Source organism: Paenibacillus sp. FSL R5-0887 (assembly GCF_038002305.1).
Lineage (GTDB): Bacteria > Bacillota > Bacilli > Paenibacillales > Paenibacillaceae > Paenibacillus_AQ > Paenibacillus_AQ odorifer.
In genome coordinates, this window is sequence record NZ_JBBOCE010000002.1 from 855,859 (window position 1) to 871,714 (window position 15,856).

Below are 15,856 nucleotides of genomic sequence, written 5' to 3' on the forward strand. Positions count from 1 at the left end.
TTGTAATGAGCGTTGAATCGGAAAGGATGAACAGACCGTGTTGTGGGAGGATTTCATTAACAGCTACTGGCGGGATTGGCGAACAGGTGATAAGAATAAAGATCGGGACAGGCTCGATGAAGAAGAATGGGTTTTTAAATGGCTGAAGGAGTATTCTCTTTTAGAAACACAGATGCCGAACACGATAGAAATGGCGCAGCTTAAAAAGCTTCGCTCACTACTATGGAACTGGGTACAGGCTATTGTGCAAGGAAACACGGTGTATGGAGAAATGCTTGAACAGCTCAATATCTATTTGGACAAGGGTCCTGTTACACGGCGAATTGTATGGAAAAGCGACGAGCAAGCGGAAATAAAGCTGTTGCCACTCCATAGCGGTTGGGAACAGGTGATGGCGGAGATTGCGGCGTCTTTTGCCGAGGCATTGCTTGAAAAAGAACCCACCAGATTCCGCATCTGCGAGAATCCCGATTGCCTCTGGGTCTATTACGATGATACACGCAACCGCTCCAAGCGGTACTGCGATGACAAAGCTTGTGGCAACCTTATGAAGGTGCGGCGCTTCCGGGCGCGGAAGAAGGCTGAGTCTGAGGGGGAATAGAGTCTATAGGCTAATACTTTATATTAAAACTCTTATACTTAATGTAAGCTTGTTCCGTGTAGGAAGAATAAACTTGAGGTTATTAGCGCAGTGTGAATTACGTACATTTTTCACTCTCTATGCATCCATTAGAGCCTATGGTTAAGCTGGTAGTGAGGGAGGCGTGATCCAACCCACTGTCAGATCCCCCTCGTGATAGCTTTCAATGATAATTCCTTTATCCATATTTATAATCCATGTATCAAATCCAACAGCAATAACATCATTGAAGTTATTTATAATATTATTTAAATTAGTTTCCACTACCGGAAGATTGATCTCATTCCACACAATAAAATAGTTATCACGCAATAAAATAGATTCTATGTCTTTCAATTCTTCCGGCGTCTTAAAGGATTTCTTTTGATCAATAGATTCCCAGTCAATCCGCGCCCACTGTGTGAAATTAACTATACTCTCCATCATAGATACAATCTCGGACGACTTTTCTAAACTATATATTCTTGTGTTGGGACCTAAAGCTTCGATACACTCACTGTAAAGAGAACCTAGTGGGTTTTCTATTTTCACTCTTTTTTTCAGTTGCTCCATACGTAATAGCCGTGCTTGTTTATCGCTCACTTTCTCACAACCTTTAACTCATCCTATTTTTTAGCGAAAAAAACCTGGCCTTCTCTAGATAGTTTTGTGCACGGAGCTTAATGAACTCGTAAAATAACTGCATTTCATACACTTATTCCGCATCCAAAGGGGATCATCAGGACTTTAATTGTATTCTGTACACTTAAAAACTATAAAATGTGCCCATAGAGTATTAAATCACAAAAATAGATGTACGAAATACAGTTATATCCTTTGGCGGGTTATTTGCAGGATTATAGTTGTACAAAATACAGTTAAAAGCTTCTGCACATCGCTCCCCTTGGCTCTTAATCCCCAACAACCCCAATATCCCTCCACCCGATCATGATCTCTTCAACAATCTCATTCCCAATCTTCACTTCTTTTGTCGCAACAGATTGCCCACCCACTTTGTGGTAGAAATGAATCGCGGGATTTCCTGTTACCACCCAAGTCATGAACGAGCTATAATTTTTCTCCAATAAATTCTGTGCTACGCTTCTTATGAGTTGCCTTCCAAGACCCTTTCCTTGCTGTTCCTTAAGCAAATAGAGTGCATATAGCTCCGCATCATAGAGATCAGAGAGATCTGACCCTCTTCGCGCTCCTCCATTTGCAAAACCAATAATCGTCCCAGCCCCATCTTCGGCCACATACATAACCTCGTCTTTATTGGGGTTTTCAAAATTCCGAATCCAGAGCTTTCTTCTTGCTTCCACTGTGATTTTATCGAGAAACTCGTCCGAAATTAGCCCTCTGTACGTGGTTTTCCAACTCGCAGCGTGGACAAAAGCGATCCCGTCTATTTCACTAGCTGTTGCTTCTCTAATCTTCAATTTATTTCCCCCTCAGATTTCCGATAAAAGCTTCAGCTAGTCCAAGATTGACAGTACTTGCTTATGAATAGTAACTATTTAAGGATTCTCTAAAGACATTAATGGGCTCTTTATAATCAATAGGTTTATATATAATAGTGTTCAACCACTTATTCCTCTCAAGCAAGCTGAAATCACTTTGAGCTACCGAATTGTATAGTGTTATTTCATTCATTGTTCCAAGTACACTTTTATTATTTGTACGGGATATAGTGATTTCTCCGGCCTCTAGTAAATACTGATTTATGAGCTGCTTCTTAAAACCCTCCTGCAATAAATACTCCTTAAGTTCTATTCTGAACTTTTCAACCAATTTATCAGCTTGACCACTTCTTATTCCATCCAATAATATACATAACCGGCTTGCATCATGTACAAATAAAATATGTTTTTTTCTGAGTTGCATAATATTCACGTGCCAACTAAAAAAGGAGGAGATGTCTTCTACTTCTACTGGAGCTACTTTCATATCTTTTAATAATTTCTGAGTATATCTTAGTACTAACATCGCTGACACGCTCCTTTGTCTTCACCCTGCCTATTAGTCTCAATAGTCCTTCTACCTCAATTTACCCTTGCAGTGCCTTTCGCACGCTTAATATATATTTCGCCTGATCAAGTGGGTTCACGCCCCGGCGGGTGCGCTCAGCAGATACGTCTGGTGGACATTCTTCATAGCCGGCAAAAAAAGAAGTAAACGTGCTGCGCCCCTTCGTGTAGGAGCTTAAGCTGACAGGATAATCGAGTGACGTTGCCAGCGGCAGACGTCCTTCGATAATCATCCGTTCGCCTTGCAGCACGGGAGGCTCGAACGTGCCGCGCATCTGCACGAGGTCGTTCATCACCCGGCCGCCATTCTCCTCAGGGACCACGATGCGAACCTGCAGAATCGGCTCCAGAAGCTTAGTGCCTACCCGAGCGAGTCCGTCCATAATTCCCATCGGAGTCGCCACAGCAAAATCCAGCGGATGGGTATGCCATACATGATGCTGTCCCTCGGTCAAGGTCACTTTAAGGTCGGTAACCTCCCAGCCATACAAACCCTGCTGCAAGGCTTCCGGGACACGACGTGCGGTTTCGCTCTGGTATTGCGGCAGCAGATCGGAACTCCGCACTATCGAATCGTAGACTAAACCACTGCCCGGAGGTCCAGGCTCAATCTGAAACCGCAAAATCGCCCAGCACGGTTTCGGCATCGTGTAGGCGATAAAACCTTCCCCTGCACGGGCTGGCGTTTCTTTATAAATGACAGAAGGCTGACCGAAAGTAACCTTCAGCGCATATCGCTCCTCCAGAACACTGTTCAGAATCTCCAGCTGAATCGGTCCCATTACTTTGATATGCAGCTCCCGCTCATCCTGCAGCCACTGCGCATCCAAAAGCGGATCTTCATCCGCCAGCTCCTGCAGCGCCCCGATAACCTTATGGTCATCCATATCTGGCTCCCAGAATACACGCACCGTTAGCAGCGGTACAGCCAGCTTCGCCTCCTCCGGAATGGCCCCCGGATGGCCGAGCACATCTCCGATGCGCACCCCGGAAAGACCATAGATAACAGCAATATCTCCCGCTTCAAGCGCTCCAACATCCTCGGTCCGACCACCTTCGACCTTGCGGATCTGGGTCACTTTTCCCTGAATATCCTGCGTATAATTCAACAGCGTATCGCGGTTACGAATCGTCCCTTCATAAAGGCGGACAAACGCCATCCGTCCCATACTTTTATCACGTTGAATATTGTATACGATGCCTGACACCGGACCCTCCACATTCCCACCAGCGCGCGGAAAATACTCAACCATCGCATCCAGCAAGGCATTAATCCCAAGCCCCTTGGCGGCGACGCCATAAACCATCGGAAAAAAGCGACCTGATGAGGAAGCTGTTTTCATATATTTTTTCCATTCAGCCAAATCAATCGGACTACCTGACATATACTTCTCCAACAGCTCTTCGTCCCGTTCAGCTAAAGCCTCTAATAATTCTGTTCGCTTGTTAGCATCAGCTTCATTCTCCCATAAATCTCTTGCTCCTATGTACTCCTTCTCTTTGCCGATGGGTTGCTGAACTGGAATAATATCACTAGACAAATAATTTCGCGCCTCTGCCAGCACAGCTTCAGGGTCAGCACCTACACGATCCATTTTGTTCACAAAAATAAGTGTGGGGATTCCCAGCTTGCGCAGCGCGTTCCAGATCATCTCGCTTTGGGCCTGCACACCCTCCACGGCTGAAAGAACAAGCACCGCACAATCCATCACCCGCAAAGACCGCTCAACTTCGGACAGAAAATCGACGTGCCCCGGGGTATCGACCAGATTAATCTGCACACCTTTCCAAGCAAAAGAAGCCAATGCCGCCCGTACGGAGATCCCCCGCTGCCGCTCCACATCCATAGAATCCGTCAATGCCGTCCCCGTATCTACGCTGCCAAGCGCTCGAATGCGACCGCTTTCATACAAAATATGCTCCGTTGTTGTTGTCTTCCCGGCGTCCACATGGGCAAATATCCCCACATTAATCCGTTCTGCTCCCTGCTGCTGAATCATCTATAGTTCCCCTATCATGAGCTAGATTTATCTAAATTTATCTGAATTTATATTATTTACATCCTTATGTTCCATAGTAATATATCCATCCACGTTGTTCCACCCTCCAGTTCAAATGGTTAGATTCAGCTATGCCGGGTATGTAATTACTAATATAAGAAATTTAACGCCGAGGAGGAAATTCATCATGACAGATAAACGTTTACAGGATAAAGTTGCAGTGGTTACAGGTGCTGGTTCCGGTATTGGAAAAGCTACAGCGATACGGTTTGCCCAACAGGGAGCTAAGGTATATATGCTTGACCGCACTCCCGAGGATTCCTATGAAACTAAACGTGAGATTGAATCTATTGGCGGTACAGCAACAGTAATTGAATGCGATGTCTCCAATCCAGGTCTGGTCGAAGAAAGTATTCGTAAGGTTGGAGAGGCGGCCGAGAAGATTGATATTGTTTTTGCCAATGCTGGCATTAATGGTACATGGTCTCCCATCGAAACACTAGAAATCGAAGATTGGGACCAGACACTGGATACCAACCTACGCAGCACCTTTGCCACAGTAAAATACGCCATCCCCCACATGAAAGAAAATGGCGGCAGCATCATTATCACCAGCTCCATTAACGGCAACCGAGTATTCTCGAACATTGGCGCTTCCGCTTACTCATCTTCCAAGGCAGGACAAGTTGCTTTTATGAAAATGGCTGCACTAGAGCTGGCGCAATACGGCATCCGTGTAAATGCCATCTGTCCTGGATCAATCGATACACAAATTGGAGATAATACGTATAAAAGCGATGATCTTCAAGAAGTGAAGATTCCTGTGGAGTTTCCGGAAGGTAATCATCCGCTGGAAAATGCACCGGGTAAGCCTGAGCAGGTTGCCAATCTGGTATTATTTCTCGCATCGGATGAATCTTTTCATGTGACGGGAACTGAAATTTATGTAGATGGTGCCGAATCGCTACTGCGTGGATAATATTTTACTTGAACCGTTATAATATTTTAAATTCTATGCAACATTTTGGTCTAATCTACCATCTAAGAGTATGGAGGTGACGCAAATGAAAAAACCATTATTCATAAATAACGCTAAAAAAATGACTATAGCCTGCGGCATTTTGGCAGCGAGTGTGTCTTTTGGGGCATCCGCTTTTGCTTTTTCAGATTTGAAAGGTGATCCTGCGGAAGCAAAAATCAACTCTTTGCATAAAGAGGGGATTATAAACGGAGTAGAAAAAGATAAGTTTGCTCCTAAATCTAAAGTAAGCTTTGCGCAAGGGATACAATTCATCGTTGGGGGTCTGAATCTGACTCCGCAACCAGCGGCAGGTAGTAGTTCTTCCAAAGCCAGTGATTATTTTGATAAAGTGAACGACAAGGCCTGGTATGCTTCGGCTTTCCTGACTGCCAAGCAAAATGGCCTTTCACTCGACCGGACAGTGGATCCTAATGGAACTATCACCCGTGCTCAGTTCGCGCACTTATTGACGCAAGCGTTGCAAAGTAAAGGTAACTTCCCTGTTACGCTGATGTATGTAGACATTAAGGATGGCGATAAACTCTCTACAGAGGTTATAAATAGTCTCCAGATCCTGCTGAATACACATATTGCCACACTCGATAAGAACGGTAGTTTCCGGCCGAATGATGCTATTACCCGCTCTGAAGCAGCCGCTCTGATCTATGATGCAGCCGCTTTTGCTAAACGTGTAATTGTATCTAATGGCAGTCCCACTACTCCAACCTACGAAACAGAGTTTACGTTGACCAAAGCGGGTGAAGGCGTAAATAAAGCCACCCTTACCGTTAATAATCTACCTAACCCCGGGTATGGGCTGGTGATTGAGCGAATCGAATTTGGTAAAGACAATACAGCTGTGATTTACTTTAACGTGACTGCTCCTGAACCAGGGAAAATGTACGCGCAGGTGATCACAAAAGCATCTGTTGCCACTTATCTGCCAGATGGATACAAAGCTATCGCTCAACCTGTAACTGGCTCCGCCTCTTATTCGTCTAGCGCGGCACAATAATATAAATTGAACTTGAGGGTTTTAGAGTTAAGGGTCAGTCGCAGCTGCGATGAATATTTGGATTTCCAGCTACCGTTTATGACGGCTGAGATACGGAGAAGCTTATGCTTACGAAGATGGCTTTCCCATGGAAATCTTAGCAGCGGTTGCTATCGCTCCTACAGTCCCAAAGTTCCCCTTCGCCTCTCTTCCCTTTCCTCAGGTATCTAAGTTCATTTTTATAAACAAATAAGGGATGCCTCAATAGCCATCATATGGCTACTGAAGCATCCCTTGTTTGTTGTTTGTTGTTCCTTCCCCCTTTATCCAAACTCCAAACTCCGAATGATTAGGTAACGGATGCAGCCGCTATCGAACTACATAATTACTATTGTCTTAAAAAAACATCCCATATGGGCCTATTTCTAACGAATAACTGCACTGGGCCCGAACTGTGCTCCAATCGCAATAAATTTGCAAATAACGTCGCTGGGTTCGCAAGCTAACTCAGGCTCAGAAATGCTGATTACTGGGCAGTGATGATTATCAGACTTCGAGCGATTAGGTCATTTTTGTGTGCATAAAGCTACTTGACGGGGATGAACATCAGACTTCGAGCGATTAGATCATATTTGTGTGCATGAAGCTACTTGATGGGGATGAACATCAAACTTCGAGCGATTAGGTCATTTTTGTGTGCATGAAGCTACTTGACGGGGATGAACATCAAACTTCCAGGGATTAGATCATTTTTGTGTGCAAGAGGCTACTTGACGGGATGAACATCAAACTTCGAGCGATTAGATCATATTTGCACGGACGTAGCTTCTATCGGACCCAGATGACCTTATTCGCAGAAAAATGCCAATTTCACGATACTATCGGACTCCACCGTCGCTATTGGCACAAAAAGCACCATAGATATGCCTTTTTCTAATGAATAGCTGCACTGGAGTCCGAAACTATGCCCTAATCGCTAAAAACACGCGAATAGCGTCATCTGGGTCCGTTAGGCTCAGCGTATATCAATGGATATGAAAATCCGCTGAAGCAGGTACCCAAAAACAAGATACAGATCAGCGATGTTCCAATGTTTGCGGTATGCGAACGTAGCAGATGGGGTGCAACAGTTAGGTGTGTAGCAGTTAGGTATGCAGTAACTAGGTGTGCAGCAACTAGGTGTGCAGCAGTTAGGTGTGCAGCAACTAGGTGTGCAACAGATGGATTTGCAGCGGATGGGGTTGCAGTAGCTATCGGACCCAGATGACCTTATTCGCAGTATAATCGCACATTTGGACTACTAAAGGACTCCATCGTCGCTATTGGCACAAAAAGCACCATAGATATGCCTTTTTCTAATGAATAGCTGCACTGGAGTCCGAAACTATGCCCTAATCGCTAAAAACACGCGAATAGCGTCATCTAGGTCCGTAAGGCTCATCCTGTATCAACGAATATGAAAATCCGCTAAAGCAGGTAGCCAAAAACAAAATACAGGTCAGCGATGCTCCAATGTTTACGGTATGCGAACGTAGCAGATGGTGTGCAACAGTTAGGTGTGTAGCAGTTAGGTATGCAGTAACTAGGTGTGCAGCAGTTAGGTGTGCAGCAACTAGGTGTGCAGCAGTTAGGTGTGCAGCAACTAGGTGTGCAGCAGTTAGGTGTGCAGCAGTTAGGTGTGCAGCAGTTAGGTGTGCAGCAGATGGATTTGCAGCGGATGGGGTTGCAGTAGCTATCGGACCCAGATGACCTTATTCGCAGTATAATCGCACATTTGGACTACTAAAGGACTCCATCGTCGCTATCGGCACAAAAAGCACCATAAATGTGCCTTTTTGTAATGAATAGTTGCACTGGAGTCCGAAACTGTGCTCTAATCGCTAAAAACACGCGAATAACGTCATTTGGGTCCGTAAGGATCAGCGTATACCAACGGACGTGAATAATAAGTTGAAGCAGGCAAACAGCGTCCATAATAGCGCCATCTGAGTCCGTAAGCTAAGGCGTCCATAATAGCATCATCTGGGTCCATAAGCTAAGGCGTCCATAATAGCGTCATCTGGGTCCGTAAGCTAAGGCGTCCATTGATCATGAATAATGCCGACTAATGCATGGTCTTCTCCGATCTTTTCGAAGACTAGACGCAGGCTGCGCCAATCCATACCCTCGACAGAAGGATCGATACCAGCAATATGATATTCAACGAAATCATATTGCTCCTTAGGATACACTTCGTTTAAGTTATTGATCGTCGTCCCTTGCCCAAGCCCCTTGTTCACAGCAATTTCGGCCTTCTGAATGAAGTCCGCATCATAAACAAACCGCTTGTAGTAATCTGCGAATGTCAGCTCGATTAAATCACCGGAGCCAGCAAATGTTCGCCAGACTCTTTTGGTAGAGTCATTCATTAATCCTTCTACTTCCTCCCGGGTGAATACAAGATCATTTTTTGTATCCACGTATGCATATGGAGAGAAACGTAGCCCTTTATCCCGATGTACCCATGCCGCTAATTGCTTCATATCCTTGTTTTTAATTGACCTTATAACCGTCGTCGCTGCTTCCTCAACTGATGGCGGTAATCCCTCTAGATCCTGCGGCTGCCCCGTACTTGATGTCTCAGTCTCCTGTGGTGATTCCGTAGTAGCCGCTGACTGTGCAGTTGATGTCTGCTCTGGCGTCTGCTTTTCCGTCTGCTCTGGTGCATGCTTTTGCGTCTGCTCTGCCTGCTTTTGCGTCTGCTTTTGTGTCTGCTCTGGCGTCTGCTTCGGCTCCGTCCCTGCTTCTGGCGTTCCGCTACATGCTGTAAGCCATAACATTGCTGCTATCAGCGCCAGCCCACCGATTTTTTTTGCGAAGTACATAAGATCCCTCCTTAGCTTCGATCCTTCACTCTTTAGACTGATTTGAACAAATGAAGGTTGCAAGCTTATACTAAAACTATCAATCATACAACTCTTATGAGAGGGCGGGGTTATCATTCATTTAACAGAAAAACTTAAAAGCCTTCCCCTAACTCCCGGCGTTTATCTCATGAAGGATAATCTCGGTCATATTATATATGTTGGCAAGGCAAAACAGTTAAAACGGAGAGTCCAATCCTATTTTCAAAACTCAAAATCTCATTCCCCAAAGGTTAAGCAACTTGTAAGAAATATTAAAGATCTGGAAATCATCCTTACGGATACAGAATTCGAAGCCTTTATGCTGGAATGCAAATTAATTAAAGAGATCAAACCCATGTACAATAAAAAAATGAAAAATCCGCAGGCTTATACCTATATCGTAATAGGAGCGAATGAAAAAATACGTTCGTTAGAGATTACGTATGATCCTGCGGTCAAAGAAGGCACTCAGGTTTTGGGTCCCTATACAAGCAGAAGCACGGTTGAACGGGCAGTACAAGGCATTAAAGAAAGCTCAAAAATCCTTTGCAGCAACCCTAGCTTTAAAAATTCCCTATGCCTAAACCATTCGCTTGGCCTATGCATTGGGATGTGTGCAGGCGGAGATGCCGCTGTTCAATATAATAAAATTATTGATCGGGTCATTGGCTTACTAAACGGCTCAGATTCCAGCATCCTCGAGGAAATGGAGCAGCGGATGGCAGTGGCCGCGGAGCACTATGACTTCGAAACCGCCGCCAAATACAGGGATTATATTGGAGCTGTCAGCTTCCTGATTCACAAAGAGAAGGTCATCGAATTCGCTCAAGAGAATCAGAATATTGCAGTTCTTGAGGCCATGAATGAACAGACGCTTAAACTCATTCTGCTCAAGGGCAACCGTATCCTGTCCCATACCAAGCTACAATATGATCAACCGGATATCACCCACCTGCAAGCGGCAATAAAGTCAGCGATTATGACCACTTTTCACAGTGAACCCAATCAGACCCCGGCAGCGATCGGCCGCCATGAAATTGACGAAGCACAAATAATATACAGCTATTTAAAAAGCAGCTCCTGCAGCTACATCATCATTCAAGAGGATTGGCTTGCAGCTGAGCAACGTTCCAATATGGAGGCTTCGGTAAATGAGCTGTTGCAGATTTTTTTAAATGCGGTTCCTTCTCATTCCTATAATTAAAAAGATTTCGTAACTGCGGTAAATGTTTGGACTTCCAGCTGATTATAGTAAACGGCGGCCTGCCTTTGCAGGCTTCGTTTTTCGGTTTTGCTTCTTCAACAATCTTTTATAGCGTTTCTGAGTGTAAAGCACCTCACCCGCCTCCATTACCGTTTCCTTCGCCTCATTAACAACCAGCTTAGTTTCCTCCACACATTCCTTCATACGATTGATCTCCGATTTGAATCCCTCAGATCTGTCCTTCGCCTGCTCCAACGTGATCTGAATGTTTCCCTTCATCTCATCTATAGGTTCTTTCAACCCCTCTACTGATTGCTTAACTCCGTCAAGGGATTGCTTCAGGCCATTCACACTATTTTTTAATTCTTTCAATGGATTTCCCACCTCTATCTCCTCCTAGTAATAAGCCATTAGTTCAACTGTTACTCTAAACTTACCCAAAGAGTGCACGTCCTTCACTTCTATAATGACAAAAAGGGTTCCAGCTGAAAATAATCAACAAGAAGCCAGTCCCCAATAATGGAGACTGGCTTCTTGTTGTCGTTCTTTGAGGATCACTGCGATCTGTCTACTTTACGCTTCCCGCCTCAACACGCGGCGGACGCATCGTCAAGCTGACCCGGCCCTTCTTCAGGTCAACCCCCATCACCCAGACGGTAACATTGTCTCCTACGGAGACAACGTCCATCGGGTGCTTCACAAAGCTGCCGCTGAGCTGGGAAATATGCACCAGCCCATCGTTTTTGATGCCGATATCGACGAATGCGCCGAAATCGATAACATTGCGGACGGTTCCCTGCATTTCCATGCCAGGAACCAGGTCCTCGATCTTCAGCACATCAGTGCGGAAGATCGGCAACGGCAGCTCCTCGCGCGGATCGCGGCCCGGACGCTGCAAGCTCTCCAGGATGTCGCGCAGCGTAGGTACGCCGACATCCAGCTTCACAGCCAGCTCCTCGGCATTTTGCACCTCAAGCTGTGAGGCCACTTCTTTGCTGCCAAGCTTATTCACATCGAGGCTTAGCTCACGGAACAAACGATCCACCACCGGATAGGACTCGGGGTGAATAGGCGTGCGGTCCAAGGTGTTGTCTCCACCTGGAATCCGCAGGAAGCCGATACATTGCTCATAGGACTTGGCACCTAGACGAGGTACCTTTTGCAGCTGCTTCCGAGTCGTGAACTTGCCGTTCTCTTCCCGGAATTTAACGATATTCTTAGCAATTGTTCCATTAACTCCTGCCACATAAGAAAGCAAGGCAGGAGATGCCGTGTTCACATCCACGCCAACATGGTTTACCGCTGATTCCACGACGGCTTTAAGACTCTCCTCCAGATGCTTTTGGGAGACGTCATGCTGGTACTGTCCCACACCAATAGCTTTCGGATCGATTTTCACCAGCTCCGCCAGCGGGTCTTGCACACGACGGGCGATAGAAGCCGCGCTGCGCTCCGCTACATCCAGATCCGGGAATTCCTCCTGCGCCAGCTTGGAAGCCGAATAGACACTCGCTCCCGCTTCATTAACGATCAGGTACGCCAGCTCTGGATTGCCAATCTCGGCAATCACTTCTGCTGTAAACTGCTCCGTTTCACGCGAGCCTGTACCATTGCCGATTACGATGAGCTGAATGCCGTACTTAGCAATCAACTCTTTAAACTTAGCAGCAGCTTCGAGCTTCTTGTTGTTCGGCGGCGTCGGATAGGTCACAGCTACCTCTAGCAGCTTACCTGTATCGTCTACAACAGCCAGCTTACAGCCAGTACGGTATGCAGGGTCAACACCCAGCACACAACGTCCCTTTACTGGCGGTTGCAGCAGCAGGCTACGTAGATTGCCAGAGAAGATCGAAATCGCCTGGTTCTCCCCACGTTCGGTCATCTCTCCACGAACTTCACGCTCTACAGAAGGAGCAATCAAACGTTTGTAGGCATCCTCAGTCACTGCTTCCAGCAGTTCCTTCACCGGGGATGGCCCTTTAATGATCTTCCGTGCGATATAGGCATGAATTTTATCAGTGACGACCTCAATGCCTACCTTTAATATATTTTCACGCTCACCACGGTTAATTGCTAGGATGCGGTGAGGTGGCATTTTGTGTACAGGTTCACGGTAACTATAGTAATTTTCGTATACAGATTCTTGTTCTGCATCCTTTGCTTCAGACACAAGAATACCTTGACTTGCTGTATACTGGCGAACCCAAGAGCGGATCGCAGGATCATCTGCTATGTTCTCGGCAATGATATCCAGTGCGCCTTGCAGCGCTTGGTCTGCGCTCTCTACTCCCTTTTCCACATCAATATATTTCGATGCTTCAGTCTGTGGATCCCCTTGTCTTTGCTGCTCCAAGATCCAGTTAGCAAGCGGCTCAAGTCCTTTTTCCTTCGCAACACTAGCCCGCGTCTTACGCTTTTGCTTGAAGGGACGATACAAGTCCTCTACTTCCTGAAGCTTGACCGCATTGATAATTTGCTCATGAAGCTCTTTGGTCAGCTTGCCCTGCTCTTCAATATTGCGTATAACGTCTTTTTTACGTTCGCCTAGATTGCGAAGATAACCCAGCCGTTCTTCAATATCACGAAGCGCATTTTCGTCCAGCTCACCCGTCATTTCCTTCCGATATCTGGCGATGAACGGAATGGTATTTCCCTCATCCAGCAGTCCTACCGTAGTGCGTACCTGTTTCAGACTAATGTTCAATTCCTTGGCAATCGCTACGGTTATCAATTCCTGCTCCCGCTGTGCGTTTGCCTCATCCGTAATGACTTCCGTATTGCTGTTATCTACCGCCATTAGTATCCCTCTTCCCGTACACAATCTGCTTATACATATCTTGATCTCATAATTAAAATAGTATCACAGATTCGGCTCTGCACCAAAGACCAGCCCGAATAGCGCGCTTTGTACTGAACCGCTGTGCGATAAAGCGAGGCATGGTAGAGTGGTCAGAGCCCGGATTCGGCGATTACGCCCGCTGTCCCATTCCCCGTTTTCCGGAACTCAGTGACAATACAAAACACAAAGCCAGAACGAGCGCGGCTGCCCCATATGGGAAGTTAATACTAAGATCAAACAAATACCCTGCGACGATAGGCCCAGCAATATTTCCGAGACTTGTATAAGCTGAGTTCATTCCCGCTACGAAACCTTGCTGCGATTCTCCGGCCATCTTGGAAAGCTGTGTGCCTACTGCTGGACGCAGAATATCCATTGCAAAGAACACAATAAAGGTAACCGTAATAATCGCCCAAAAGCCGCTTACAAACAAGGTCAGCAGAATAAACAATGATGAGACTATAAGACAAGTGGAGATCACCTTGTTCTCCCCGAATTTATTCAAGATCCAGCCAAACGCGGACACCTGCACCACCGCACCTGCAATAGAACCAAAGGTAATTACAAAAGCGATATCCTTAGGCGTAAAGCCAAATTTATGGTCCACGAACAATCCGAACACCGTTTCATAATTAGCCAGCCCAAAAGCCATGACAAATACAATAATTAAGCCGAAAAAATACGGTTCGCGATAAGAACGCATCAGCTGCGTCAAGAAGCTTTCCTGATTATTTTTTGATAACGTCGCTTCCTTACGTTTCTCTTCAGATAGAGACTCAGGCAAAATTAAAACTGTAATTAGAGCTGCAACTCCAGCTGCACCCGCTGCACAGAAAAAGGGTACCCGCATTCCAAGCTCAGCAAGATAACCGCCAATCCCAGGACCAATAATAAAGCCGGTGGTAATGGCTGCATTAATTAGCCCCATTCCTTTAGCTCTCTCTTCAAAAGAAGTCGTGTCCGCTACATAAGCCATAACTGCCGGCATAATTAAAGCAGCTCCTGCACCACCAAGCAATCTCGAAACGAACAAGAGCCAAGGTACATTGGCCAGACCAAAAATCAGCTCCGATATCGCAAACACGATCAAGCCTGCTACAATCACCTTTTTTCTACCGATTCTGTCGGATAATCTGCCGGCAAATGGCGATATTAATAATTGGGCAAGCGAGAAGGAGGCGACCAAGAGCCCGACAGTACTTCCGCTGATCCCAAGCTCATTCATGTAGGTTGGCATTATTGGGACTACTAGCCCAATTCCAGTAAAAGCCAGAAAAATATTAAGCATAACAAGCAGCATAGCGCCTCTGTTTCTAAGTAACAATGACATTGTATTAACCCTCCGTGTGTTTAAAGCCAAAACTTCGAATATTATGCATGTTAAGACCGACCATCCGGTCTAAATAATAATAAAAAAATAACCCTTCCTATTCCGGTGCCTTTGAGAAGCTTCAGCCTTCATGTTCCTGAATGTAAAGCTTCTTTTCATGCCCCTCGTTATCTTACCCCGTACGGATCCCTTGTAATAATAAATTTACTGCTTCCCGGTAATATTTTTTTATATCCTCCTGGGTCTTCTCATGAATCGAGAATTCAGAAACTCTTCCAATCCCTTCAAGCATGCCACTCACGATGATTACATAGTTCTCTAAGTCGCCCTTTACCAAATATCCCGTTTCAATACCTTCCTTCAAAAGATCACGACAAGCATGTGAGGCTGCTTCATAAAGAAGTGAAAGCCGCTTGCTAATCTCTTCCGGGTGGCATCTGCTTCTGGAGAATTCCTCGAGCGCATGAATCAATGGATTCTGAAAATCATTTGCGTAGTGTTCGGCTAACGCATAAAATCGTTCTTCGATCCCTACAATTTCCTGTTTCTTATCATCCCACGCTTGCAGCCACTCTAACGTATCCACTTCCACTACAAATAGAAAAAGCTCATCCTTGCTCGGAAAATGGTGATACAGACTGCCTTTACTGACATTCGAGGCTACACAAACTTCATTCATAGTTACGGCAGCATAACCCTTCTGTACAAACAGCTGCGTGGCCTTGCGCACAATTCTTTTTTTAGTTTCTTCTCCGTCTGAGCGTCCTTTGATTCTAAGCACCTCCTAAACCGACCGTACGGTCTAATAATATCAGATCATTTTCAAAAAGTGAAGACCTAACGATTCTTTATTTACTATACGCAAAAACGCACATTAAAAGACGCCCGGATTCGTACCCGAGCGCCAATCTCATGAGTTATCTATAACCTAGGGTGA

Annotated in this window: 14 protein-coding genes; 5 read left to right on the top strand and 9 right to left on the bottom strand. The window is 45.6% G+C overall.

Annotated elements, in window-relative coordinates; genetic code table 11:
- The first annotated feature begins 37 nt into the window (after window positions 1–37).
- Complete coding sequence (locus MKY14_RS21815) at window positions 38–601, top strand: CGNR zinc finger domain-containing protein (RefSeq protein WP_076280200.1); 564 nt, start codon at window positions 38–40, stop codon at window positions 599–601.
- Window positions 602–742: 141 nt separating this feature from the next.
- Here MKY14_RS21815 and MKY14_RS21820 read toward each other — a convergent pair whose 3' ends face one another.
- From MKY14_RS21820 to MKY14_RS21835, 4 genes are all read right to left on the bottom strand, one after another.
- A complete protein-coding gene (locus MKY14_RS21820) occupies window positions 743–1,222 on the bottom strand; it encodes a CDI toxin immunity protein (RefSeq protein ID WP_076303353.1) in 480 nt (159 codons plus the stop codon).
- Between the two features lie 308 nt (window positions 1,223–1,530).
- The gene (locus tag MKY14_RS21825) at window positions 1,531–2,058 is read right to left on the bottom strand and encodes a GNAT family N-acetyltransferase (protein WP_076307104.1); all 528 of its coding nucleotides are present in this window, start codon (window positions 2,056–2,058) and stop codon (window positions 1,531–1,533) included.
- Window positions 2,059–2,119: 61 nt separating this feature from the next.
- Window positions 2,120–2,605: a DUF6933 domain-containing protein gene (locus tag MKY14_RS21830; RefSeq protein ID WP_076129525.1), complete on the bottom strand. Its 486-nt coding sequence runs from the start codon at window positions 2,603–2,605 to the stop codon at window positions 2,120–2,122.
- Between the two features lie 61 nt (window positions 2,606–2,666).
- Complete coding sequence (locus tag MKY14_RS21835; protein ID WP_076309578.1) at window positions 2,667–4,646, bottom strand: GTP-binding protein; 1,980 nt, start codon at window positions 4,644–4,646, stop codon at window positions 2,667–2,669.
- Between the two features lie 187 nt (window positions 4,647–4,833).
- Here MKY14_RS21835 and MKY14_RS21840 point away from each other — a divergent pair, with 187 nt between their 5' ends.
- The 3 genes from MKY14_RS21840 (at window position 4,834) to MKY14_RS21850 (ending at window position 8,393) form a co-directional block, all read left to right on the top strand.
- Window positions 4,834–5,625, top strand: coding sequence for an SDR family oxidoreductase (locus MKY14_RS21840; protein WP_076309577.1), 792 nt, complete (start codon window positions 4,834–4,836; stop codon window positions 5,623–5,625).
- Between the two features lie 85 nt (window positions 5,626–5,710).
- The gene (locus tag MKY14_RS21845) at window positions 5,711–6,682 is read left to right on the top strand and encodes an S-layer homology domain-containing protein (RefSeq protein ID WP_340977325.1); all 972 of its coding nucleotides are present in this window, start codon (window positions 5,711–5,713) and stop codon (window positions 6,680–6,682) included.
- Window positions 6,683–8,249: 1,567 nt separating this feature from the next.
- Window positions 8,250–8,393 carry a hypothetical protein gene (locus tag MKY14_RS21850; RefSeq protein ID WP_175623592.1) on the top strand — a complete coding sequence of 48 codons (144 nt, stop codon included), beginning with the start codon at window positions 8,250–8,252 and terminating at the stop codon, window positions 8,391–8,393.
- 340 nt (window positions 8,394–8,733) lie between these two features.
- On the opposite strand, the gene MKY14_RS21855 is transcribed toward MKY14_RS21850, so the two are convergent.
- A complete protein-coding gene (locus tag MKY14_RS21855; RefSeq protein ID WP_340977327.1) occupies window positions 8,734–9,525 on the bottom strand; it encodes a hypothetical protein in 792 nt (263 codons plus the stop codon).
- A gap of 169 nt (window positions 9,526–9,694) precedes the next feature.
- On the opposite strand from MKY14_RS21855, the gene MKY14_RS21865 reads away from it, so the two are divergent.
- Window positions 9,695–10,750, top strand: coding sequence for a GIY-YIG nuclease family protein (locus MKY14_RS21865; RefSeq protein WP_076129530.1), 1,056 nt, complete (start codon window positions 9,695–9,697; stop codon window positions 10,748–10,750).
- A 42-nt stretch (window positions 10,751–10,792) separates the two neighbouring features.
- Here MKY14_RS21865 and MKY14_RS21870 read toward each other — a convergent pair whose 3' ends face one another.
- From MKY14_RS21870 to MKY14_RS21885, 4 genes are all read right to left on the bottom strand, one after another.
- Entirely contained in the window at window positions 10,793–11,134 is a 342-nt protein-coding gene (locus tag MKY14_RS21870) for a hypothetical protein (protein WP_076282046.1), read from the bottom strand.
- A gap of 184 nt (window positions 11,135–11,318) precedes the next feature.
- On the bottom strand, window positions 11,319–13,547 hold the full coding sequence (locus tag MKY14_RS21875; RefSeq protein ID WP_076129532.1) for a Tex family protein: 2,229 nt from the start codon (window positions 13,545–13,547) through the stop codon (window positions 11,319–11,321).
- Between the two features lie 172 nt (window positions 13,548–13,719).
- On the bottom strand, window positions 13,720–14,919 hold the full coding sequence (locus MKY14_RS21880) for an MFS transporter (protein WP_076100052.1): 1,200 nt from the start codon (window positions 14,917–14,919) through the stop codon (window positions 13,720–13,722).
- Between the two features lie 172 nt (window positions 14,920–15,091).
- The gene (locus MKY14_RS21885; RefSeq protein WP_081383506.1) at window positions 15,092–15,700 is read right to left on the bottom strand and encodes a TetR/AcrR family transcriptional regulator; all 609 of its coding nucleotides are present in this window, start codon (window positions 15,698–15,700) and stop codon (window positions 15,092–15,094) included.
- Window positions 15,701–15,856: the final 156 nt, after the last annotated feature.